The sequence below is a fragment of the Aeromonas sp. s3 genome (genome assembly GCF_040907805.1).
Classification (GTDB): Bacteria; Pseudomonadota; Gammaproteobacteria; order Enterobacterales; family Aeromonadaceae; genus Aeromonas; species Aeromonas dhakensis.
Map to the genome: position 1 here is coordinate 151352 of NZ_JBFOCQ010000028.1, position 20835 is coordinate 172186.

Here is a 20835-nt window from a genome sequence, read left to right on the forward strand (position 1 = left end):
ATGAACCCGACCGAATCCAAGCAGCCTCAGCCCGGCCTGACCCATCTCAACCAGAGCGGCGAAGCCCACATGGTGGATGTGACCGACAAGCTGGTGACCGAGCGTGAAGCCCGCGCCGAGGCGTTTGTCGCCATGGCTCCCGACACCCTGGCCCTGATCCTGAGCGGTCAGCACCACAAGGGGGACGTGTTCGCCACCGCCCGCATCGCCGGCATCATGGCGGCCAAGAAGACCTCGGATCTCATTCCCCTCTGCCATCCGCTGGCATTGACCCGGGTGGAGGTAGAGATAGAACCCCAGGCGGCGCAAAATAGGGTCCATATTCGCACCCTCTGCAAGCTCTCGGGCAAGACAGGGGTTGAAATGGAAGCGCTGACCGCCGCGTCGGTGGCGGCACTGACCATCTACGACATGTGCAAGGCGGTGCAAAAGGACATGGTGATCGAACAGGTGCGGCTGGTGGAGAAAAAGGGCGGCAAGTCCGGTCACTTCCAGTTGAATGCCGGTGCAGGAGAAAACGCATGATCAAGGTACTATTTTTTGCGCAAGTCAGAGAGCTGGTGGCCTGCGACGAGCTGAGCCTGCCCTGTGACTACGCCAGTGCCGAGGCGCTTCGCGCCGCCTTGTGCGAGCGCGGCGACAAGTGGGCGCTGGCGCTGGAAGCGGGCAAACTGCTGGTGGCGGTCAACCAGACCCTGGTGCCGCTGGGTACGCCCCTTCATGATGGCGATGAGGTCGCCTTCTTCCCGCCGGTGACCGGAGGCTGATGATGAGCGAGGCAACCATGACCGATCGCATTCTGGTGCAGCGGGATGACTTCTCGCTGGCCGACGAATATGCCCGTCTCGCCGCCCGGCAGGACACCGGTGCCGTGGTCAGTTTTGTCGGCAAGGTACGCGACTTCAATCAGGGAGAGCACGTGAAGGGGCTGGCCCTCGAGCACTACCCCGGCATGACCGAGAAGGCGCTGGCCACCATCGTGCAGGAGGCCCGCAGCCGCTGGCCCCTGCAGGAGTGCACCCTGATCCACCGCATCGGCGAGCTGCTGCTCGGCGATCAGATCGTGCTGGTGGTGGTGAGCAGTGCCCACCGCGAGGCGGCCTTCGAGGCCTGCCACTTCATCATGGATTTCTTGAAAACCCGGGCGCCGTTCTGGAAAAAAGAGCTGACCGCCGAAGGAGTACAACGCTGGGTCGAGGCCAAGGAGAGCGACAACACTGCCGCCGCCCGCTGGCAAGCTTGACCTGTTCAAGGGGCCGGCTCATCGGGAGCCGCGGCCCCTGTTTTCGGGGCCGCCCCCTTGGCTGGGGATTGATAGAAGCGGCCCCAGTCAGGAGGTAAAGGAATGAAACCGCTGTTATCCGTTGTCATCGCCGGGGTCTGCGCCAGTGCGCTGCAGGCAGGTGCCGTGCAGGCCGACGAGGTCAAGGTGGCCGTGGCCGCCAACTTCAAGGGCACTATAGAGCGCATCGGCAAGGCGTTCACCGCCAAGACCGGCCACACCCTGGCCATCTCCTCCGCCGCGACCGGGGTGCTCTACACCCAGATAAGCCACGGCGCCCCGTTCGACCTCTTCCTCTCCGCCGACGTGAAAACCCCGCAGAAGCTGGAGCAGGAGGGCAAGGGCAGCGAGCGTTTCACCTACGCCATCGGCCAGCTGGGTCTGTGGCAGAAGGGGGGGCCGGCTCCTGACGAGGCAACCCTGCGCAGCTGGAAGGGCAACCTCGCCATCGCCAACCCGAAAACCGCTCCCTACGGCACCGCCGCCATGGCGACTCTCGATCATCTCAAGATCGATCCCAAGCAGTACCGCCTGCTGACCGGCACCAACATCGGCCAGACCTGGCAGTTCGTCGACACCGGCAACGCCGAGCTGGGCTTCGTCGCCTGGGCCAACCTGGTGGAGGCGGGCAAGACCGGTGAAGCCTGGGCCGTGCCGGCCGACTTCTATCCGCCCATCGAACAGCAAGGGCTGGTATTGAAGAAAGGGGCTGCGGTCGAGGCGCTGGTGGCCTGGCTCAAGGGGCCGGGTCAGGCAGAGATCAAGGCGGCGGGTTATGCGCTGCCCCAGTGATGGCGCAACCATACACCTGACTGATGAGTGGCCGGCCCTCGGGTCGGACCACTCTTGCGATAAGGATGCACACCATGCCGTTGCCTGAATTCATCTGGAAATGCGGCTCAATCGATGTGCCTGGTGCTGGATCTGGCATTGGGAGTGAGTCTGATGAGTGAAGGGGATCTGCTGGCGGTCTGGCTCACCCTGAGGCTGGCAGCCAGCACCACCGCCATCCTGCTGCTGTTCTCGCCGCCGTTGGCCTGGTGGCTGTCGCGCAGCCAGCACAGGCTCAGACCCGTGGTGGAGGCCCTGGTGGCCCTGCCGCTGGTGCTGCCGCCGACGGTACTCGGCTTCTATCTGCTGCTGGCTTTTTCCCCCTCCTATGGCCTGGGCGCCTGGTGGCGCGACACCTTCGGGGCGCCGCTCGCCTTCAGTTTTACCGGTCTGCTGCTCGCCTCCATCCTCTACTCGCTCCCCTTCGTGGTGCAGCCCCTCACCTCCGCCTTCGTCAACATGGGCAACAAGGAGCTGGAGGCCGCCGCCACCCTGGGGCTCGGCCCGCTGGAGCGCTTCTTTCACATCATCTTGCCGATGACGCTGCCCAGCTTCGTGATGGCGGCGGCGCTCGGTTTTGCCCACACCCTGGGGGAGTTCGGGGTGGTGCTGATGATTGGCGGCAACATCCCGGGTGAGACCCAGGTGCTCTCCATCGCCCTGTTTGATCACGTGGAGACGATGGACTATCAAAACGCCCACCTGCTGGCGGGCGGCCTGATGGGCTTCTCGCTGGTGATGCTGGTGCTGGTGTACGGGGTGCTGCAGCGCCGGCAACGGAGGCTGTTCGGATGAACGACACCGGCAAGGCGAAACCACTGCATCTCAAGGCGAGGCGGGCGTTCGGCGCCTTTACCCTCGACTGTGAACTGGCCCTGGAGCTGGGGGGCATCCTCGGTCTGTTCGGCCCCTCCGGCTGCGGCAAGAGCAGCCTGCTGCGCATCATCGCCGGGCTGGACAGGGCGCCGGGCGACAAGCTGAACTGGCAGGGCAGGGCGCTGAGCGATCAGCTGCCAGAAGCGCGCCGCATCGGGCTGGTGTTTCAGGATTCGCGCCTCTTTCCCCATCTGAGTGTGCTCGGCAACCTGCAACTGGCGGCCCGCAAGGGGCGAGGGCGCTGGCAGCCCGAGGCGCTGGCGACTCGGCTCGGCTTTGCCGAACTGCTGCCCCAGCCGGCCCACGGCCTCTCCGGCGGCCAGCGCCAGCGGGTGGCACTGGCCCGGGCTCTGTTGGCCGAGCCTGATCTGCTGCTGCTGGATGAACCTTTTTCTGCGCTGGACAGGCGCAGCCGCATTCACCAGGCCCATGTGCTCAAGGGCTTGCAGCAGGAGAGCGGCATTCCGATGATCTTTGTCAGCCACGCCATGGAGGAGGTGAGCCTGCTCTGCGATCAGCTGGTGCTGCTGGCGGATGGCCGGGTGGAGGCGCAAGGGAGGCCGAGCGAGATCTTTGCCCGCACCGATCTCTCGCTCGCCAGTCGCGACGACGCCGGGGTGATGCTGGCGGCGAGCCTCTCTCACTACGATGAAGAGGAGCAGATGGCGACCCTGCAGCTCGGCGAGCAGCAGTTGCGAGTCACCATGACCCAGGTACCGGACGACGGTGGCCCTCTGCAGATCAAGGTGGCCGGGCGGGACGTGGTGATTGCCACCGCCCCCATCGAGCACTCCAGCCTCTCCAACTGCCTCACCACCCGACTGCTGGCCGAACGCGAGGTACGCCCCGGCCAGACCCTGTTGCAGTTGGCGCTGGGTCAGCAGATACTGCTGGCCCGGATCACCAGCCGCTCCGCCAGACGGCTGGCGCTCGCCCCGAACCAGCAGATCTACGCCTACATCAAGGCGGTGAGCCTGGTCAGCGAGGGTTGAGCGGATTGCAGAAGAGGCAGAAAATCAGGATGGTTCAGCGGATGAGTCGAGAGGCAATGAACTGATGCGCCGCAATCAGGTGATGAAATCCAACGGCCTTGCCCTGCGCAGCGCGGGGGAGGGCCCCTTGCTGTTGCTGCTGCACGGGCTGGGCTCCTCCAGCCTCGACTGGCAGGCGCAGATCGAACGCTTTTCCGAACACTACCGGGTGGTGGCGCTGGATCTGCGCGGCCACGGCCAGAGCATGCAGGAGGGGCCGTTCGACGTGGCGACCCTGGCGGCGGACGTGGTGAACTGGCTCGATGAACAGCCTGAGCCCGCCTGGGTGGTGGGGCTCTCTTTGGGGGCCATGGTAGCGCTGGAGCTGGCGTTGCAGTTGCCGCACAAGGTGCAGGGGCTGGTACTGGTCAACGGCTGCAGCGAATTTCTGCTGGAGACACCGAAAGAGCAGGAGCGCTTTGCCCAGCGGCTCAAGTGGCTGCGCTGGTTCGGCCTGCGGCCGCTCGCCTGGTGGCTCGGTCGCGAGCTTTTTCCCGGCCCCGACCTTGCCCAGGTGCGTCACACCTTCCGGCTGCGTTTCGTGCGCAACAAAAAGAAAACTTACAAGGCGCTGCTGGAAGCGCTGCCAGGCTGGTCGGTGCGCGCCCGGCTTGGCAACATCTGGCAGCCGGTGGCCATCATCTCCACCAGTCACGACTATTTGCCGCTGGCCAAACGGGTGGAACAGTTCGCCTCCCTGCCCAACGCCACCATTCACACCCCCAATGGCCACCACGCCTGGCCGGCGGAAGATCCCTCCGGCTTCAATCATTTGCTTCACCGGATTTTAGAAACTCATTAAACTGGTCGCCCTTTTATCCCGTGTATGTATTGGTCCGATCGCCTTGCCACGCAAAAGGCAAGGCAATCGGACCCATTTTGCTCTATCAACAGGTATTTCCTCATGTCTGAAGTAATGAAAATGGCCATCGATGATGGTTCAACCAACGTCAAGGTGAGCTGGATTGAGAACAAGGTGCTCAAGACCATCATCTCTCCCAACTCCTTTCGCAAGGACTGGAAGAGCGCCGCCTTGCGCAAGGACAAGAAGATCTACAACTACGAAATAGGCAATACCAAGTACACCTATGACGCCACGTCCGACAAGTCGCTGGCAACCACCCACGTGGAGTACCAGTACGACGATCTCAACCTGCTCTCCGTGCATCATGCCCTGCTGCAGACCGGTGTGATCCCTTGTGACGTAGCCATCACCGTGACTCTCCCCATCACCGAGTTCTACAACCCGGACGATTGTCAGCGCAATGAAGAGAAGATCGAGAAGAAGCGTCGCAACCTGATGCGGGCCATCTCCCTCAACAAGGGTGAACTGTTCAACATCGTCAGCGTGGAAGTGATGCCGGAGAGCCTGCCTGCGGCGCTCTCCCGTCTGATCGGTTCGGGCTGCAACGAGTTCACCAAGACGCTGGTGATCGATTGTGGCGGCACCACCCTGGACATGGGGATCATCGTCGGCGAGTTTGACGATGTCTCCGATGTCTACGGCAACAACGAGATCGGTGTCTCCATGGTGACCGACGCGACCCGCAAGGCGCTGGCAGCGGCGGACAGTGACTCCAGCTACCTGGTGGCCAACGAGTTCATCAAGCGCCGTCACGACATGAGCTTCGTGCGCGACGTGGTGAATGACGAGAGCCAGATCCCCAAGATCCTCGAGAAGATGCAGAACAAGATTGACGAGCTGGGCTCCCAGGTGGCGCATGAAGCGAAGAAGTTTGCCAAGAATCCGAACCGCGTTTACTTGGTCGGGGGCGGGGCATCGCTTATCCACGAAGCAATCAAGAACGCTTACCCGACTCTGGGCGACAGGGTCGAACTGCTGGACGATGCCCAGTCAGCTCTGGCGCGCGAGATCTGCCTCTACACCACGGAAGAAGAGGAAGTGTACCGTGAAGCTGCCGTGATGGCCGAGGTCGATGATGAGTAGTCAACTCAAGCGCATGACCTTCTCCATCTATATGGATCCGGGCGCGCTGGAGTCTGATCGTTACGCGGTCGGGGTATTGCAGAACTGGTATCAGCGGGCTCGCAAGATCCAGGATGGCAGTGAGGAGTTCGACTTCTCCAAGAGTCGTTTTCATAAGGATATCTATCTCTCCGGCATGTTCATGTATGTGCTGGCGCCCAACCTCTGCAAGGCGATTGCCAATGCGCTGGGACCCGACCAGGTAAGCATGACCACCTTGCGTCATGCCTTCGCCAGTTGTGGCTTCAACCTGGGAGAGGGGAGTGCCTCGGCGCAGCCTGCTGCCGATCTCATGATCGAGCAGATAGTGGCCAGATTATCCCCCCGGCTTGGCCAGGGTGATACCGGCGGGCTGGTGGATGAAATCGTTCAGCGTCTGGGTCAGCAAGCAGCTGTGCCCTCTTCGGACAGTCTGGTGGAAGAGATTGTCAGCCGACTTGGGGAGCAGCAACCAACCGAGCTGTGGGATGAGTTGCGGCAGGGAATGCCGGCTCCTCTTGACCATGAACAGCTGGCCGAGGCGATCGCAGGCAAGCTGCCATCTGCTGCCGGCGAGCAGGACCTGGCGCCGCTGCAGAGCAGCATTCAACAGCTCTCTCGTCAACTGGAAGAGCAGTCTCGGCTTATTCGTGAGCAGCATCGGCTGATCCAGCGTCTGGCCAGTGCCCCTGCTCGCCAAATGACGGCCGCGGGGGACACCGAGCCGCTGGTGGAAGATCTCTCCAACCAGGTGGCCAACATGAAAAAGGTCAAGGCCAAAGGGATCTTCTAAGGCTTTCTACTGACCATCGCCAGAGTAAGAGAGATGAAAAAAATAGTATGGATGGCATGCGGCACCTTGCTGTTGTCGGGGTGTGCCCAGCAAACCTTTTTCGTGCACGAGGGTAACCCGGGTCAGCCAACCCGAGAAGTGAGCCATGATTTCGTACTGGCGGGGATTGGCCAGAGTGAGATGGTCGATGCTGCCCTGGCCTGCCATGGTGACCCGAAAAAAGTGGTGCGGTTGGAAATGCAACAGAGCCCGCAGGATACCTTGATGACCGTCTTGACGTTGGGAATATATACCCCGAGGACGGCCCGGGTTTATTGCAGTCTGTGATTTTTGGGTTGACATTATAAAGTCTCAAATAAAGCCTTGTTGCCCTCTCTGGATTTTGATAGTGTGCGCGCACCTAGGAACACCCCTTTATTTATATTGTTGATAACTAACGGGAATGCTTCTTTGCGTGGCACCGGCATAGCCGGAAAAATAATATTGTCAGGGATAATAAAATGAAAAAAATGGTATTGACTGCAGCCGTTGCAATGATGATGGCGGGCTGTGCTCAGCAAGGTTTTACCGTGCATTCCGGTAATGCAGTGAAACCCACCAAAGAAGTGACCCACCACTTCTTCATCTCCGGCCTGGGCCAGAGCAAAACCATCGATGCTGCTGCCGTTTGCAACGGTGCTGACAAGGTAGTGCGTGTCGAAGCGCAGCATACCTTCATCAATGGTTTGCTGGGCGCTGTGACCTTTGGGGTCTACACCCCGCGCGAGGCGCGTGTTTACTGCGCCGGTTAATTTCCGCCGTACGCATGCTGCAAAAAGCCGACCCATGGGTCGGCTTTTTTGTTGGCGCAAAGGCTCGTTGAGGTGATTCACCCGTGCGAGCAGACCGGGCAGTCGGGGCGTTTGGGCAGCTTCATTTCGCGAAAGGTGCCGCCCAGACCGTCGATCATCAGCAGGCGGCCGCTGTAACTGCGGCCCATCCCCGCCAAGAGTTTGATGGCTTCGAGCGCCTGCAGGCTGCCCACCAGTCCCACCACAGGGGCCAGCACCCCTGCCTCGACGCAGGTAAGGGCCTGCTCGCCAAACAGGGCGCTGAGGCAGGCGTAGCAGGGCTCATCCTGCTGCCAGGTGAAGCTGCAGATCTGGCCCTCCAGCCGGATGGCGGCGCCGCTGACCAGCGGCACGCCGTGCTGGCGGGCCTTTTGGTTGAGCAGGTTGCGAATGGCCAGGTTGTCGGTGCAATCCAATACCAGCTGGTGGCGGGGCAACAGGGCATCGAGCAGCGCCTCGTCGGCCACGGCGGCGTGGGTCTCCACCTCAAGCCAGGGGTTGAGGGCTCGCAGGGAGTGGGCGGCGGAGTCTACCTTGTCGTGGCCGATGCGCTCATCTGTGTGCAGCACCTGGCGCTGCAGGTTGGATAGCTCCACCTTGTCGAAATCGACCAGGGTGAGCCGGCCGACCCCGGCCACCGCCAGATACTGGCTGGCAGCGCAGCCAAGGCCGCCGGCTCCGATCAGCAGCACGTGAGCCTGCTTGAGCGCCTCCTGCCCCTCGAAATCGAAAGACTTGAGGATGATCTGGCGGTTGTAGCGCAAGAGCTCGGCGTCGCTCAGGATTTCGCTCACAGCAGCAATCCCCCGAACGGTTCGATGGTGACGGTTTCTCCTGTGGCGACCCGGCCCCGCTCGCGCTCAAGGACTATGTAGCAATTGGCCCGCGACAGGGAGCTGAACACGGCGGAGTCTTGCGAGCCGGTGCTGCGTACCTCCAGGCCGTTTGGCCCCTGAGTCAGGATGCCGCGCTGGAAGTCGAGCCGGCCCGGCGCCTTCTTGAGCGGCTCTGCGGCAATGGCTTGCAGTTGCAGCGGGCGCTCGAAACGCTGACCCGCCAGCTTGGCCAGCGCCGGTTGCACCAGCTGATCGAAGGTGACCATGGCCGAGACCGGGTTGCCCGGCAGGCCGAAAAACCAGGCGTGGGGCAGGCGACCGAAGGCAAACGGCTTGCCCGGCTTGATGGCGAGCTTCCAGAAGCCGATTTCGCCAAGCTCCTCCAGCAGCTGTTTGGTGAAGTCTGCTTCCCCCACCGAGACGCCGCCGGTGGTGATGAGGGCGTCGGCCTCGCGGTCGGCTTTCAGGAAGGCGGCGCGTAGCTGGGTGGGATCGTCCGGGATGATGCCAAGGTCGAGGCAATCGCAGCCCATGCGATCCAGCATGGCCCGCACTCCGTAGCGGTTGGAGTCGTAGATATCGCCGTGGGCGAGGGGGGTACCGACCGGTTTGAGCTCGTCACCGGTACTGAAGATGGCCACTTTCAGCGGTCGGCGCACCGACACGGTGGCAATGCCGAGGGAGGCCAGCAGCGGCATCTCCCGGGCGGTGAGGCGAGTACCGGCAGCGAGCACGCTGGCGCCCTCGCGGATGTCTTCACCGCGGCGGCGAATGTTCTGGCCGGGCACAGGGGGGGTCAGAAAGGTGATCCTGTCGCCGTCCGCCTGCGTTTCTTCCTGCATCACCACCGCATCCGTCCCGGCCGGCACCGGGGCGCCAGTCATGATGCGCACGCAGTGGCCGGCGGGCCACTCACCCTGGTAGGGCTGACCGGCAAAGGCCTTGCCTGCCATGATGAGGGGCGCGCCGCTGGCGAGATCCGCCAGCCGCACCGCATAACCGTCCATGGCGGAGTTGTCGAACGGGGGCACGCTGAGGGGGGAGGCGATATCCGCGGCGAGTACCCGGCCAAGGGCCTGCGGCAAGGGCAACTGTTCGCTGTCGCAACAGCCGTCAAGCTGTGCCAGCATGCCCTGCAGGGCGTCGCTCAGGGGGAGTAGTCCGCTGGTATCAAATCCCATGTCATGACCTCATTGTGTGATGGAGGGGGTGTGAAGGGCGGATTATCCCAAAAATCCATGCCGATGGGCAGGTTGCAGCAGGATAAAACCGTTTGGCTGTACAGATAGGCAGCGACCGGGCAGCGCGCCTCCCCCCGTATGGGTAGCGCCGGCGAAGTAAAAGCCGCCAGATTGGCATAAAGTCAGGGAACGGGCTTGAGTTAGCTTGAATTATGACAATAATCGCCGTCTACTATTGCGCCACAACCGAGTGCCGTCATAGCGAGGCGGCCATCATAGTCCCTGAGCGTGGGAGAGGAACAAGATGACGAGCTTAAGTCGGGAAGCCCTGTTGGTCAGGGCAGCCCTCGAGGCCGAGGGCCTCGAAACACCTCTGGTGGCCAATACCCTGGACGGCCAGCAGAAGCGGGAGAAGATCGAGGGCCACATGCGCGCCATCATGGAGACGCTGGGGCTGGATCTGGCCGATGACAGTCTGGCAGAGACACCGCACCGCATTGCCAAGATGTACGTGAACGAAATCTTCTCCGGCCTCGATTACGCCACCTTCCCCAAGGTGACGGTGATCGAGAACAAGATGAAGGTGGACGAGATGATCATGGTGCGGGACATCAGCCTCACCAGCACCTGCGAGCACCACTTCGTCACCATCGACGGGCTGGCCCACGTGGCCTATATCCCCCGCGGCAAGGTGATCGGGCTCTCCAAGATCAACCGCATCGTGCAGTTCTTTGCCCGCCGCCCCCAGGTACAGGAGCGCCTGACCCAGCAGATCCTGCTGGCGCTGCAGACCCTGCTCGGCACCAAGGACGTGGCCATCAGCATCAAGGCGACCCACTTCTGCGTGAAGGCCCGCGGCGTGATGGACTCCACCTCCTACACCACCACCACCTCCCTGGGTGGCGTCTTCAAGACCCAGCCTGATACCCGTGCCGAGTTTCTGGCCGGTCTGAAAGGCTGATCTGCCAGGAGATGTGTCGCCACTGCGGCATGTCTCCTCGCTTTCCCCTCTTTTTTCACTGCCCCTGACGGCCCGCTGGCTGTCGGATGGTCGCACCGACAATTTTCCTCAAGGGATGGACCCCCCCGGTCGATATATCCCGTTATGGCTTGTGCGCATCTTTCGGGAGTGCGTTCAAGTCTTCAAGGTGCCAGGCTTTGGCTGCTCTCTTGGCCGGGTGGGTCTGTCGATAAGAGACCTGCGCTCAGCCGGGCATCTTGTAAAAATGTCGCCTCGTTCATGCAAGGACATATATTCATCAAGGCTGGATGAGCCGCCATGGAGGCGGTGACAGCGGGCCGTATGCGTACGGTTCAGACGAGCGTTATCTGTTCACTCATATCCAGGACATGCCATGAATACCAGTACCATGACCATTGGCAAGAAACTCACCGCGGGTTTTGCCATGCTCGGCCTGATGATGGCCTTTATCGGCGGCTTCTCGCTGCTGCAGTTTGGCAACATGAACCGGGCCGCCATCGGCTTTACCGACAGCATTTTGCCCGCCGTGGTGCGCACCAGTACCCTGGGCGAGACCATCAATACCCTGCGCCGCTATGAACTGGATGTGTTTCTGGTGGCGGCCGATCCGCAGCAGAAAGCCCACTATCGCGACCTTGGCGAGCAGACCCTGCAAGAGGTCGCCCGGCAGGTCAAGGCGCACGATGCCACCATCTGGGCGGAGGACGTGGAAGAGCGGCGCACTTTCGACATCGTCAAGCAGGACTGGGACAAGTACGTGGCCCTGCACCAGCGCATCCGGCAGATGCAGGATGGCGGCCAGCTGGCCGAGGCCCAGCAGCTGTTCATGAGCGAGGGGATCACCCTCTACACCAACCTGGCCAAGTCGGTGGGGGATCTGATCCGCATCAACCACGGCTACTCAGTGGGCTCCCGTGCCCAGGTGGTGGCTGCGTTTGACAGCGCCAAGCTGAGCATCATAGTGGCGCTGGTACTGGGTCTGGTGCTGGCGGGGGCGCTCTCCACCGTGCTGACCCGCCAGATCCGCGATCCGCTGGTGATGCTGGCCCGCCAGGCCCAGCGCATCGCGAGCGGTGATCTGGGCAAGAGCGAGTTGCAGGAGTGGATCCGCGGCAATCGCTTCAAGCGTGACGAACTGGGTCAGCTCGGCGCCGCCATCGACCGCATGCAGGGTTCGCTTGCTGATCTGGTGAGTGAGATCGCCGGCTCCGTGAGCCAGCTCAGCAGCGCGGTGGAGGAGGTGAGTGCCATCTCCGAGCAGTCCGCCACCGGCATGGCCCGTCAGCAGAGCGAGGTCTCCCAGGTTGCCACCGCCATGAACGAGATGCAGTCCACCGTCAACGAGGTAGCCCGCAACACCACGGACGCCATGAGCGCCGCCAAGGATGCCTCCCGCACCTCGACCCAGGGCAACCAGGTGGTGCGCAGCGCCATCAGCAGCATCGAGGAGGTGTCGGTCAAGATTGAGCAGGCGGGCGCCGTGGTGCAGCAGCTGGAGCAGGACAGCACCAACATCAGCATGGTGCTTGACGTGATTCGCGGCATTGCCGAGCAGACCAACCTGCTGGCCCTCAACGCGGCCATCGAGGCGGCGCGCGCGGGCGAACAGGGGCGCGGCTTTGCGGTCGTGGCCGATGAAGTGCGCTCCCTGGCCCAGCGTACCCAGAACTCCACCGCCGAGATCAGCAAGATGATCGAGGTGCTGCAGGAGCGTACCGCCGAGGCGGGCAGCGCCATGCAGCTGAGCCGTCAGCAAATGCAGGAGAGCGTGGGGCTGGCGCGGGAGGCGGGCAACAGCATCGACACCATCAACGGTGCCGTTACCCAGATCACCGACATGAACACCCTGATCGCCACCGCCACCGAGGAGCAGAATGCGGTGACCGAGGAGCTCAATCGCAGCATCGTCAACATCCACAATGCGGCCGACGAGAACGCCCTGGGGGCCCAACAGACCGCCCAGGCCTGTGTCGAGCTGAGCAAGCTGGCCAATACGCTGCACCATATGACCCAGCGTTTTACCCTCTAAGAGCGTTTGGCAGATAGCAAAAGGCCCCGTCCAGTGACGGGGCCTTGTTGTTTCTGGCGTTTGCAGGGGGCTGCTGGTCAGGCATCAAAGCCGATATCAGCTCAACCCGACGATGTCGCCGTTCTCGTCGATATCGATATGACGGTAGGCCGGCAGGCTGCCAAGGCCCGGCATGGTCATGATGGGGCCCGCCAGGGCATAGACGAAGCCGGCGCCGGCGCACAGCTTCACCTCCTCGATGGGCACCTCGAAGTCGGTCGGTACCCCCTTGAGGGCCGGATCATGGCTGATGGAGAGCGGCGTCTTGGCCACGCAGACCGGCAGGTGGCCCCATCCCTCGGCAGAGAGTTGCGCCAGCTGGCGGCGCGCCTTGTCCGAGAGTCGCACGCCGCGCCCGCCATAGCCGCACTCCACCAAAGTGGCCAGTTTGGCGTCCAGACTCGCCTCGTCGGGGTAGAGCAGCTTGACCTGGCCCGGTTGCTCACAGGCGGCCACCACGGCCCGGGCCAGCTCGCTGGCGCCAGCCCCGCCCTGGGTAAAGGCGTGTGAGATGGCACAGCCAGAGGCGCCGGCTTGCATCGCCTCGCGGGCCAGCAAGGCCAGCTCGGCCTCGCTGTCGGTGGGGAAGCGGTTGATGGCGACCACCACCGGCACGCCGTAACGGCGGGCATTGGCGATGTGCCAGCCGAGGTTGGCGCAGCCCTGCGTCAGGGTCGGCAGATCCTCGCCCAGCAGGCTTTCCGGCAGCGGCTGGCCCGGGCGGATGTCGAGCAGGCCGCTGTTGGCCTTGAGCCCGCGCACCGTCGCCACCAGCACCACGCAGGCCGGGGTCAGGCCGGATTGGCGGCTCTTGATGTTGAAGAACTTCTCCAGCCCCATGTCGGAGCCAAAGCCTGCCTCGGTCACCACGTAGTCGGTGAGGCCGAGGGCCATGCGATCGGCGATCACCGAGGAGTTGCCGTGGGCGATGTTGGCAAAGGGGCCGGCGTGCACCAGCACCGGGGTCTGCTCCGTGGTCTGCATCAGGGTCGGCTGCATGGCCTCTTTGAGCAGCACCGTCATGGCGCCCGCCACTTCCAGCTGCTCGGCGGTGATGGGTTTGCCGTGCAGATCGCGGGCCAGCTGGATGCGGCCGATGCGCGCACGCAGATCGTTCAGATCGCTCGCCAGCGCCAGAATGGCCATCAGCTCGGAGGCGGCGGTGATGACGAAGCGATCGCTGCGCTCGACGCCGTCGGCGGCGCCCCCCTGGCCGATGGTGAGGTGGCGCAGGGCGCGGTCGTTCATGTCGAGGGTGCGCGGCCAGAGGATGTTGTCTGCATCGATATCGAGCCGAGGCAGGCCGGTTCTGGCGCTGAACTGGTCACCGAGTTTGCGCTCATGGAACAGGCGGGCATCGAGGGCCGCCGCCGCCAGATTGTGGGCGGCGGTGAGGGCGTGAAAGTCACCGGTGAGGTGCAGGTTCATCTCCTCCATCGGCACCACCTGGGCGTGACCACCACCGGCGGCGCCCCCCTTGACCCCGAATACGGGCCCGAGGCTCGGCTGGCGGATGGTGGCGATGCTGGGCTGGCCGATGTGGTTGAGTCCCATGGAGAGGCCCAGGGTGGTCACCGTCTTGCCCTCGCCAAGCGGGGTGGGGGTGATGGCGCTCACCAGCACCAGCTTGCCCGCCGGTTTGGGGAGCGACTTGAGCAGGTCGAGGCTGAGTTTGCCCTTGTAGTGGCCGTATGGGTTCAGCTGGTGCGAAGGGATGGCGAGGCGCTCGGCCAGCGCGTGAATGGAGAGACGGGGGGACTGGCGGGAGATCTCGATATCGCTTAGCATCAGCACCTCGTTGGCATGTCAGGTCAAATATGCGGCGAAGTCTAGTGGAATCAAGAGGGTTATCCAATGAGTAATAATATTTTGTCCGGCAATCGTGAGCTGCATCTAACGCCCATCGAGCTGGATCTCAACGCCCTCTATCACCCGCCCAAGCAGCCACTCACCGCCCTTGGCATCGTCAGCGCCTTCATTCCGCTGTTTGGCTACGGCTGGCAGGCGATGACCCAGGATCCGGAGACCCACTTTCGCCACGAGCTGGCCAAACGCATCAACAAGCACAAGACCGATGAGGCCAACCTCATCCTGATCCTGCAACTGGCCGGCATGCTCGATTGCCACTGCCTGCACATCACTCTGCCCTATGCCCTCGGCGATGAGCAGCTGGCGACCCTGCGCCAGCGCCTGCCGCGCTGGCAACTGAGCCTGCGCGACGTGCTGCTGGTGGCCGAGCTGCCGCTGCCTGCCGATACCGCCGCCTCATAGCCATCCCGTCACTGCCGCAAAGGTGTTAAGCCTTGCGATCCCAGTAGTGGGGGGCGAGATAGCGCTCCTGCACAAACTCGATAAAACAGCGCACCTTGGCCGAGACGAAGCGGCGGTGCGGATAGAGGGCATAGAGCCCCACCTGCCCCTTCTCCCACTCCGGCAGCAGTGACACCAGGGCGCCGGAGCGCAGCGCATCGCCGACGATGAAGGTGGGCTGCAAGATGATGCCCTGATCGTCGCAGGCCGCCCGGGTCAGGGCCACCCCGTTGTTGGCCCGCAGCGGCCCCTGCGGGCGCACGCTCAGCTGCTCGCCATCCCGTTTGAACACCCAGTCCGGCTGGGTCAGGGTATAGAGCAGGCAGTCGTGCTGCTTGAGATCCTCCGGGCTGTTCGGCGTGCCCCGACGGGCCAGGTAGCCCGGGCTGGCGCACACCTCCAGCCGCATCATGGCCAGCGGCTTGGCCACCAGGGAGGAGTCCGGCAGATTGCCGATGCGCAGCGCCAGATCGAACCCCTCTTCCACCAGCGCCACCCGCCGGTCGCTGTACTCTATCTCCAGCTTCAGATCCGGGTAGCGTTCGCGAAACAGCGGCAGGGCGGGGGAGAGGTGCAGGTAGCCAAAGTCCATCGGCACCGACAGCTTGAGGGTGCCCTGGGGCTGCTGGTTGTTGCGGGTCAGCTGGCTGTGGGTCTCTTCGAGCTCTGCCAGCAGCGCCTGGGAGCGCTGGTAGTAGAACTGGCCCGCCTCGGTGGGGTTGACCTGGCGGGTGGTGCGCGACAGCAGCCGGGTGGAGAGCGACTCCTCCAGCTGCTGCATCAGCTTGGAGGTCATGGCGACCGAGATGCCGAGCTGGTTGGCGGCCTTGGTAAAACTCTGACACTCCACCACCTTGATGAAGGTGCGCATGGCGGCTATCTGGTCCATCTTTCACTCTCAGTTGATAATTATTTTAATAAATCGCTGATTATCTATGTCCGGTATGGAGGTTAGCATCTTGGCTGTTGTTGTGAACCCCCAATATGAAGGAACGAACGGATGAAGATGACCAAGGCCCTGCTGGCCTCCTGCCTCTTTATGGCGACGCCCCTGATGGCAGCCGATTACGACGTCGACGCGGCGCACACCACAGTCCAGTTCAAGGTGGGACACCTCGGCTTCTCCGAGCTGGTGGGTCGTTTCAACACCTTCAGCGGCACCTTCAGCATGGACGATGCCAACCCGGCAGCGGCCAAGGCAAGCTTCGAGATCGATGCCGCCAGCGTGGACTCCAACCACGAGCCACGCGACAAACACCTGCGCAGCCCCGATTTCCTGGACGTGAAGCAGTATCCCAAGATGACTTTCGTCAGCTCCGGCTACGAGGGCACCAAGGATAAGGGCGTGCTGAAAGGCACCCTGACCCTGCACGGCGTGTCCAAGGAAGTGGCCTTCGATCTGGTCCACATCGGTGAAGGCAAGGATCCCTGGGGTGGCTACCGCAGCGGCTTCAACGCCACCACCACCATCAAGCGCAGCGACTTTGGCGTGAACTACATGGTGCCGAACATCCCGGACGAGATGACCATCGCACTGTTTGTCGAAGGTGTGCGCAAGTAATGGGCGCGGCACTCCTGCTTCAAACCCTGGCGGCTCCTTTGGGGGCCGCTTTGCTGTCGTGGCGCTGGCCGCGGCTGGGGTATCTGTGGGGCGCCCTGGCGCTCTGGCTGGTGGGCAGCCTGCTGGGCGGTGCCTACGGGTTGCCGGTCAAGGCATGGCAATGGCTGCCGTTGACCCTGCTGGTGCCTGCCCTGGCGGCGCAGCTGGCCGATCAGCGGGCCGCGCTTGCGCTGTTTGCCGCGCTCGGGGCGCTGGTGTGGTGGCAGGGGCTGGCCTCGGTGCTGGCAAGCGAACCCGCCATCTGGCTGGCGCTGTTGCCCGCCATCGCCTGGCTGGGGTGGACCGGACTGCGCGGTGACAGCCGCGAGGGGCTCGGCTTTGCCCTCGGCTTCATCTGGCTGGCACTGGTGATCGGCATCGACGGCAGCCTGCTGATTGCCCAGCTGGCTGGTGCGCTGGCGGCCTTCGCCGGTTTCCGTGCTCTGCTCGGGGCCTTTGCCGGCAGCCAGGTGGCGCCTGCGGCGCTCGGGTTGGTGCTGGCCTTTATGCAGATGCTCGCCTGGCAATACGTGGAGGTGCCGCTGCTGGTGTTGCTGCCGGTCTGGCTGCTGCCGCTGCTGGAGTGGGCACTGCGCAACAAACCCTGGTTCCAGCGCTGGGCCCTGCTGATCCTGCTGGCGGGCGTCGGGGCGGGTCTGAGTCTGTGGAAGGTGTGGCCAGAGGCCTCTCTTTACTGATTTTTAGCATAAAAAACAGGCAATTACCCCAAAGGTTGCCGACTTCGTCATAGTCTGTACAGATAAAGATTGAGCCCCATAGTGGTTTCAGATAAAAAGGTTTTTCAATTATCTGAACACACACAGAACCCGGTCTGACCGGGTTCTGTTTGCCTGCTTGTTTGCGGCGCGCTAAGGAGGCCACAGTTGCGCAGTCAAGGATCTGAGCATCTGTTTTTTCGCCATTTCACCGAGCAGGGACGTCTCGACGGGCTCTGTATCCTGCTGGTTACCCATCTGCTTCCCGATCGCCCCCAGTTTATCCAGGCCCTCGATCAGATCGGGCGGATCGGCGCCATCCTGCCCAAACCCAAGTCAGTGCATGGACCGACCCTGACCTGGGCCCAGCAACACTATCCGGTACTGCCCCTCAATCGCCAGTGGACCAACACCCCGCAGGGAGTGATCGAGCACATAGCCCCGCTGGTGGCGCCCCATGAGCGGCTGATCATTCTCGATATCGGGGGCTATTTCGCCAGAACCCAGGTCACCCTCAGCGAGTATTTCGGCCCCCGCTTCCTCGGGGTGGTGGAGATGACCGAAAACGGCCATCAGCGCTACGAGCAGGAGGTGCTGGCCACCCCGGTCATCTCGGTGGCGCGCAGCCCCCTCAAGCAGGCCGAGGATATCCAGATTGGCCTGAGCGTGGTCTACTCCGCCGAATCCCTGGCCCGCACCCTCAACCGTACCTTCAATGTCTGCCAGGCCGCCCTGTTCGGCTATGGCAAGGTGGGGCGCAGCATCGCCCGCGAGCTCAGGTGCCGCAACCTGCACCTGGAGCTGGTGGAGACCGACGTGCTGCGCCAGGTGGAGGCGCTCTCCCACGGCTTCAAGCTGGTGGGCAAGGCCGAAGCCCTCGGTCGGGCCGAGCTGGTGATCTGCTCCACCGGCAATGGCGCGCTGGACCTGGCGGATCTGCAGCAGCTGCGCCCCGGCACCATGGTCGCTTCGGTCACCTCGGCGGACGACGAATTTGCGTTCTGCCTCGCCCAGCTGCCCTGGCCGAGCGAGGAGGTGTGCCCCCATGTGCTGGCGCTGACCCGCCCCGACGGCAGCACCATCTTTCTGCTCAACCGGGGCGAGGCGGTCAACTTCGTCCACGGCGCCGTCATCGGCGAATATGTCTATCTGGTGCTGGCGGAGATCATCGAAGGGGTGCGTCAGCTGGCGCTGCAGCCGCTGGCCCCCGGCCTGTTTGACCTGCCGCAGTCGACCATGCGCACCATTGCCCGCCACTGGCTGGCCGACTTCCACGGGGTCGCCCAGTGAGTGCCTTTTTCTTAGCCGCCATTGATGGAGTGACGACATGAGCGAGACGACACTGCCCACCCCCAAACCCCGCATCGAGATCCGCTACTGCACCCTCTGTCGCTGGATGCTGCGCGCCGCCTGGCTGGCCCAGGAGCTGCTCTCCACCTTCGACAGCGAGCTGGGGGAGGTGGCGCTGGTGCCGGCCAGCAAGGGGGAGTTTCGCATCCTGGTGGACGGGGTGCTGGTGTGGGATCGGGTGGCCGATGAGGGCTTCCCCGAGGCCAAGGAGATCAAGCAGCGGGTACGCGATGTCATCGCCCCCGAGCGAGACCTGGGCCATGCCGATCGCAAGCCGGTTGCAGAGTAAACCGCAGCATCAATGACAAAGAGAGGGAGGCGCAGGCCTCCCTCTCTCGTTGTGGCGTCCGCTCAACGGTCGGCAGCTGTGCCCGGCTTATCTTTGGCGGGGAGGCCGATATAGCGGGCCCGCTTGTGGGGCTTGAGGCGGCTCACATCCACCCACACCAGGCCGTCGATGCAGTGGTTGAAGTCGGGGTCGATGCCAAAATCCATGAACTGCACGCCGCCCGGCTCGCACAGCTCGGAGTACTGCTTGTAGAGGGTGGGGATGGCGCAGCCCAGGTTGTCGAGGCGAGCCTTGAGCTCCTTGAGATCGGCGCCGTAATCCATGCCTGCAAACAGCGGCGGTGTGGCCGGATAGGGGCGGCGCGAGGGGGCGAGCGCGAGCTCGGGGGCAAAGTGCTGGCGATAGAAGCTCACCAGCAGATCCTTGGCCGCCGCCGGCAGGCTGCCGGAGAGCGACACCGGGCCGAACAGGTAGCGGTAGTCGGGATAGCGGGCCAGATAGGCGCCGATGCCAAACCAGAGGTAATCGAGCCCCCGTTTGCCCCAGTAGGCGGGCTGGATGAAGCTGCGGCCAAGCTCGATGGCAAGCTCCAGCCTGGGCAGCAATTTCTCTTCAAAGCCAAACAGGGTGTGGCTGTAGAGGCCGTCGAGCCCCTTGCTGGCCAGCAACTCGGCCACCGGGGCGAAACGGTAGGCGCCGATGATCTCGAGCCTGGCCGGATCCCAGAGGATGAGGTGGTGATAGTCATCGTCGAAGGCGTCGAGATCCCGCCGTCTGCCGGAGCCTTCCCCCACCGCCCGAAAGGCGATCTCCCGCAGGCGTCCCAGCTCGCGCAGGATCACCGAGTGGCTCAGCTCGTGGCGTCGGTAGAGGTAGATCCCCTGACCGTCCGGGGTATGGCCGAGGGCCTCGCAGGATTCGATGGCCTGCTTGAGCTGGCGGCGCTCCTCCGGCAGGGCGATGGGGGCTTCGGTGGCCAGCAAGCCCCGCTTGCCACGCCCGACTCGGTAGAGGTGGCTGCGCACCAGCCGGGCCGCGCTCTTGGCGGGCAGCTCCTGCACCCCGCTCACCGGGATGCGGGCACCTATGGTGATGGCGATGCGCTTGCCCTGCTGGCGAAACAGCTGCTTGACCAGCAACAGCCCCGCCCAGTCGTTGTTGAGCCAGGCGGCGAGATAGAAGGAGAGCCCATTGCGCCCGTCCAGATGGATCGGCACCAGCGGGGTGCGGGTGCGCTGGGCCAGCTTGATGAAGCCTGATTGCCAGGGGCCGTCCTTGACCCCCTTGGGGCCGAGGCGCGACACCTCGCCGGCGGGAAAGATCACCAGCGCCCCTTCTCCCGCCAGGTGTTCCCCCATCGCCAGGATGGCGCGCCTGTCCGTCTTGCCCCCCAGGTTGTCCACCGGCAGCAGCAGGGGGCGCAGCGGCGTCAGCTGGGACAGCAACTGGTTGGCCACTATCTTGACGTCCGGCCGGATGCGGCCGAGCAGACGCAGCAGGGCCAGCCCGTCGAGGGAGCCGATGGGGTGGTTGGCGACTATGATGACCCGGCCACTGGCCGGAATGTGCTCGAGCTGGGCCTCGCTCACCCGGTAGTCGAAGTCGAGCTCGGTCAGCGCCTGCTCGACGAAGTCGAGTCCGCGCAGATGGGGGTGGCATGCGGCGAAGCGTTGAAACGCCTGCTCGTGCAGCAGCCAGCGCAGCCCTTGTCGGAGCAGGGGGCGCAGCAGGTCGTTGGCCGACAGGCGGGGCAGGTGTTGTTGTAGCAGGGCATCGACACTGAACATGGGCTGGGCTCCGATGAGTCGTTGCCCTAGCGTGACGCCCTTTTGTTCCCGCCCCATGGCAGCGGGATGACAGTTTGATGGCAAAGAGGGGGGAGCTGGTTAACCGG

Annotated in this window: 23 protein-coding genes; 18 read left to right on the forward strand and 5 right to left on the reverse strand. The window is 63.5% G+C overall.

Features of this window, described 5'->3' with window-relative positions; all coding sequences use genetic code 11:
- The 11 genes from moaC to AB5Y98_RS15825 all read left to right on the forward strand — a co-directional run bounded on the left by moaC (position 1) and on the right by AB5Y98_RS15825 (position 7570).
- Positions 1-525, forward strand: coding sequence for a cyclic pyranopterin monophosphate synthase MoaC (gene moaC, locus AB5Y98_RS15775; RefSeq protein ID WP_005299350.1), 525 nt, complete (start codon positions 1-3; stop codon positions 523-525).
- Positions 522-767: a molybdopterin synthase sulfur carrier subunit gene (moaD, locus tag AB5Y98_RS15780; RefSeq protein WP_324039041.1), complete on the forward strand. Its 246-nt coding sequence runs from the start codon at positions 522-524 to the stop codon at positions 765-767. The genes moaC and moaD overlap by 4 nt, the downstream gene beginning before the upstream one ends.
- Positions 768-769: 2 nt before the next feature.
- Positions 770-1243, forward strand: a complete 474-nt coding sequence (moaE, locus tag AB5Y98_RS15785) for a molybdopterin synthase catalytic subunit MoaE (protein WP_368232316.1) — start codon at positions 770-772, stop codon at positions 1241-1243.
- A gap of 102 nt (positions 1244-1345) precedes the next feature.
- On the forward strand, positions 1346-2074 hold the full coding sequence (gene modA, locus AB5Y98_RS15790; protein WP_201899201.1) for a molybdate ABC transporter substrate-binding protein: 729 nt from the start codon (positions 1346-1348) through the stop codon (positions 2072-2074).
- 153 nt (positions 2075-2227) lie between these two features.
- Positions 2228-2908 (forward strand): molybdate ABC transporter permease subunit, encoded by a 681-nt coding sequence (gene modB / locus AB5Y98_RS15795; RefSeq protein ID WP_368232245.1) that lies wholly within the window; start codon positions 2228-2230, stop codon positions 2906-2908.
- Entirely contained in the window at positions 2905-3981 is a 1077-nt protein-coding gene (gene modC / locus AB5Y98_RS15800; RefSeq protein WP_368232246.1) for a molybdenum ABC transporter ATP-binding protein, read from the forward strand. Before modB ends, modC begins: the two co-directional genes overlap by 4 nt.
- Positions 3982-4045: 64 nt before the next feature.
- Positions 4046-4822: an alpha/beta fold hydrolase gene (locus AB5Y98_RS15805; RefSeq protein ID WP_005299368.1), complete on the forward strand. Its 777-nt coding sequence runs from the start codon at positions 4046-4048 to the stop codon at positions 4820-4822.
- Between the two features lie 102 nt (positions 4823-4924).
- The gene (parM, locus tag AB5Y98_RS15810; protein ID WP_236672607.1) at positions 4925-5968 is read left to right on the forward strand and encodes a plasmid segregation protein ParM domain-containing protein; all 1044 of its coding nucleotides are present in this window, start codon (positions 4925-4927) and stop codon (positions 5966-5968) included.
- Positions 5958-6779: a hypothetical protein gene (locus tag AB5Y98_RS15815; RefSeq protein ID WP_241658651.1), complete on the forward strand. Its 822-nt coding sequence runs from the start codon at positions 5958-5960 to the stop codon at positions 6777-6779. Before parM ends, AB5Y98_RS15815 begins: the two co-directional genes overlap by 11 nt.
- A 33-nt stretch (positions 6780-6812) precedes the next feature.
- The gene (locus AB5Y98_RS15820) at positions 6813-7106 is read left to right on the forward strand and encodes a Bor family protein (protein ID WP_021470286.1); all 294 of its coding nucleotides are present in this window, start codon (positions 6813-6815) and stop codon (positions 7104-7106) included.
- A gap of 173 nt (positions 7107-7279) precedes the next feature.
- Positions 7280-7570, forward strand: a complete 291-nt coding sequence (locus tag AB5Y98_RS15825) for a Bor family protein (protein WP_005299381.1) — start codon at positions 7280-7282, stop codon at positions 7568-7570.
- Between the two features lie 77 nt (positions 7571-7647).
- Here the strand turns inward: AB5Y98_RS15825 and moeB are convergent, their stop codons facing one another.
- A complete protein-coding gene (moeB, locus tag AB5Y98_RS15830; RefSeq protein WP_368232247.1) occupies positions 7648-8403 on the reverse strand; it encodes a molybdopterin-synthase adenylyltransferase MoeB in 756 nt (251 codons plus the stop codon).
- On the reverse strand, positions 8400-9626 hold the full coding sequence (gene moeA / locus AB5Y98_RS15835; protein ID WP_368232248.1) for a molybdopterin molybdotransferase MoeA: 1227 nt from the start codon (positions 9624-9626) through the stop codon (positions 8400-8402). The genes moeB and moeA overlap by 4 nt, the downstream gene beginning before the upstream one ends.
- Positions 9627-9930: 304 nt before the next feature.
- Here moeA and folE point away from each other — a divergent pair, with 304 nt between their 5' ends.
- Both folE and AB5Y98_RS15845 read left to right on the forward strand, forming a co-directional pair.
- Positions 9931-10587, forward strand: coding sequence for a GTP cyclohydrolase I FolE (gene folE, locus AB5Y98_RS15840; protein WP_005299391.1), 657 nt, complete (start codon positions 9931-9933; stop codon positions 10585-10587).
- A 394-nt stretch (positions 10588-10981) separates the two neighbouring features.
- Complete coding sequence (locus AB5Y98_RS15845; protein ID WP_010634431.1) at positions 10982-12637, forward strand: methyl-accepting chemotaxis protein; 1656 nt, start codon at positions 10982-10984, stop codon at positions 12635-12637.
- A 96-nt stretch (positions 12638-12733) separates the two neighbouring features.
- Here AB5Y98_RS15845 and AB5Y98_RS15850 read toward each other — a convergent pair whose 3' ends face one another.
- Entirely contained in the window at positions 12734-14464 is a 1731-nt protein-coding gene (locus AB5Y98_RS15850; RefSeq protein WP_368232249.1) for a formate--tetrahydrofolate ligase, read from the reverse strand.
- 66 nt (positions 14465-14530) lie between these two features.
- Here AB5Y98_RS15850 and AB5Y98_RS15855 point away from each other — a divergent pair, with 66 nt between their 5' ends.
- A complete protein-coding gene (locus AB5Y98_RS15855; RefSeq protein WP_368159352.1) occupies positions 14531-14947 on the forward strand; it encodes a hypothetical protein in 417 nt (138 codons plus the stop codon).
- 25 nt (positions 14948-14972) lie between these two features.
- Here AB5Y98_RS15855 and AB5Y98_RS15860 read toward each other — a convergent pair whose 3' ends face one another.
- Positions 14973-15875 (reverse strand): LysR family transcriptional regulator, encoded by a 903-nt coding sequence (locus AB5Y98_RS15860; protein ID WP_010634428.1) that lies wholly within the window; start codon positions 15873-15875, stop codon positions 14973-14975.
- A gap of 111 nt (positions 15876-15986) precedes the next feature.
- Between AB5Y98_RS15860 and AB5Y98_RS15865 the strand changes: the two genes are divergently transcribed.
- From AB5Y98_RS15865 to AB5Y98_RS15880, 4 genes are all read left to right on the forward strand, one after another.
- Entirely contained in the window at positions 15987-16547 is a 561-nt protein-coding gene (locus AB5Y98_RS15865) for a YceI family protein (protein WP_017781777.1), read from the forward strand.
- The gene (locus AB5Y98_RS15870; protein WP_368232250.1) at positions 16547-17284 is read left to right on the forward strand and encodes a hypothetical protein; all 738 of its coding nucleotides are present in this window, start codon (positions 16547-16549) and stop codon (positions 17282-17284) included. Before AB5Y98_RS15865 ends, AB5Y98_RS15870 begins: the two co-directional genes overlap by 1 nt.
- A gap of 186 nt (positions 17285-17470) precedes the next feature.
- Positions 17471-18592 (forward strand): adenosylhomocysteinase, encoded by a 1122-nt coding sequence (locus tag AB5Y98_RS15875; RefSeq protein WP_016350268.1) that lies wholly within the window; start codon positions 17471-17473, stop codon positions 18590-18592.
- Positions 18593-18629: 37 nt separating this feature from the next.
- Positions 18630-18941 (forward strand): SelT/SelW/SelH family protein, encoded by a 312-nt coding sequence (locus tag AB5Y98_RS15880; RefSeq protein WP_368232251.1) that lies wholly within the window; start codon positions 18630-18632, stop codon positions 18939-18941.
- Positions 18942-19003: 62 nt separating this feature from the next.
- Here the strand turns inward: AB5Y98_RS15880 and AB5Y98_RS15885 are convergent, their stop codons facing one another.
- Positions 19004-20728 (reverse strand): lysophospholipid acyltransferase family protein, encoded by a 1725-nt coding sequence (locus AB5Y98_RS15885; protein ID WP_368232252.1) that lies wholly within the window; start codon positions 20726-20728, stop codon positions 19004-19006.
- Positions 20729-20835: the final 107 nt, after the last annotated feature.

Bases quoted from the DNA above. Each gene is read 5' to 3' on its own strand.
- AB5Y98_RS15865 (WP_017781777.1), top strand. From the start codon at position 15,987: ATGAAGATGACCAAGGCCCTGCTGGCCTCCTGCCTCTTTATGGCGACG.
- modA (WP_201899201.1), top strand. From the start codon at position 1,346: ATGAAACCGCTGTTATCCGTTGTCATCGCCGGGGTCTGCGCCAGTGCG.
- AB5Y98_RS15860 (WP_010634428.1), bottom strand. From the start codon at position 15,875: ATGGACCAGATAGCCGCCATGCGCACCTTCATCAAGGTGGTGGAGTGT.
- AB5Y98_RS15825 (WP_005299381.1), top strand. From the start codon at position 7,280: ATGAAAAAAATGGTATTGACTGCAGCCGTTGCAATGATGATGGCGGGC.
- AB5Y98_RS15870 (WP_368232250.1), top strand. From the start codon at position 16,547: ATGGGCGCGGCACTCCTGCTTCAAACCCTGGCGGCTCCTTTGGGGGCC.
- moeA (WP_368232248.1), bottom strand. From the start codon at position 9,626: ATGGGATTTGATACCAGCGGACTACTCCCCCTGAGCGACGCCCTGCAG.
- parM (WP_236672607.1), top strand. From the start codon at position 4,925: ATGTCTGAAGTAATGAAAATGGCCATCGATGATGGTTCAACCAACGTC.
- moaC (WP_005299350.1), top strand. From the start codon at position 1: ATGAACCCGACCGAATCCAAGCAGCCTCAGCCCGGCCTGACCCATCTC.
- AB5Y98_RS15820 (WP_021470286.1), top strand. From the start codon at position 6,813: ATGAAAAAAATAGTATGGATGGCATGCGGCACCTTGCTGTTGTCGGGG.
- AB5Y98_RS15885 (WP_368232252.1), bottom strand. From the start codon at position 20,728: ATGTTCAGTGTCGATGCCCTGCTACAACAACACCTGCCCCGCCTGTCG.
- moaD (WP_324039041.1), top strand. From the start codon at position 522: ATGATCAAGGTACTATTTTTTGCGCAAGTCAGAGAGCTGGTGGCCTGC.
- folE (WP_005299391.1), top strand. From the start codon at position 9,931: ATGACGAGCTTAAGTCGGGAAGCCCTGTTGGTCAGGGCAGCCCTCGAG.
- modC (WP_368232246.1), top strand. From the start codon at position 2,905: ATGAACGACACCGGCAAGGCGAAACCACTGCATCTCAAGGCGAGGCGG.
- AB5Y98_RS15855 (WP_368159352.1), top strand. From the start codon at position 14,531: ATGAGTAATAATATTTTGTCCGGCAATCGTGAGCTGCATCTAACGCCC.
- AB5Y98_RS15805 (WP_005299368.1), top strand. From the start codon at position 4,046: ATGCGCCGCAATCAGGTGATGAAATCCAACGGCCTTGCCCTGCGCAGC.
- moaE (WP_368232316.1), top strand. From the start codon at position 770: ATGAGCGAGGCAACCATGACCGATCGCATTCTGGTGCAGCGGGATGAC.
- AB5Y98_RS15845 (WP_010634431.1), top strand. From the start codon at position 10,982: ATGAATACCAGTACCATGACCATTGGCAAGAAACTCACCGCGGGTTTT.
- modB (WP_368232245.1), top strand. From the start codon at position 2,228: ATGAGTGAAGGGGATCTGCTGGCGGTCTGGCTCACCCTGAGGCTGGCA.
- AB5Y98_RS15850 (WP_368232249.1), bottom strand. From the start codon at position 14,464: ATGCTAAGCGATATCGAGATCTCCCGCCAGTCCCCCCGTCTCTCCATT.
- AB5Y98_RS15880 (WP_368232251.1), top strand. From the start codon at position 18,630: ATGAGCGAGACGACACTGCCCACCCCCAAACCCCGCATCGAGATCCGC.
- AB5Y98_RS15815 (WP_241658651.1), top strand. From the start codon at position 5,958: ATGATGAGTAGTCAACTCAAGCGCATGACCTTCTCCATCTATATGGAT.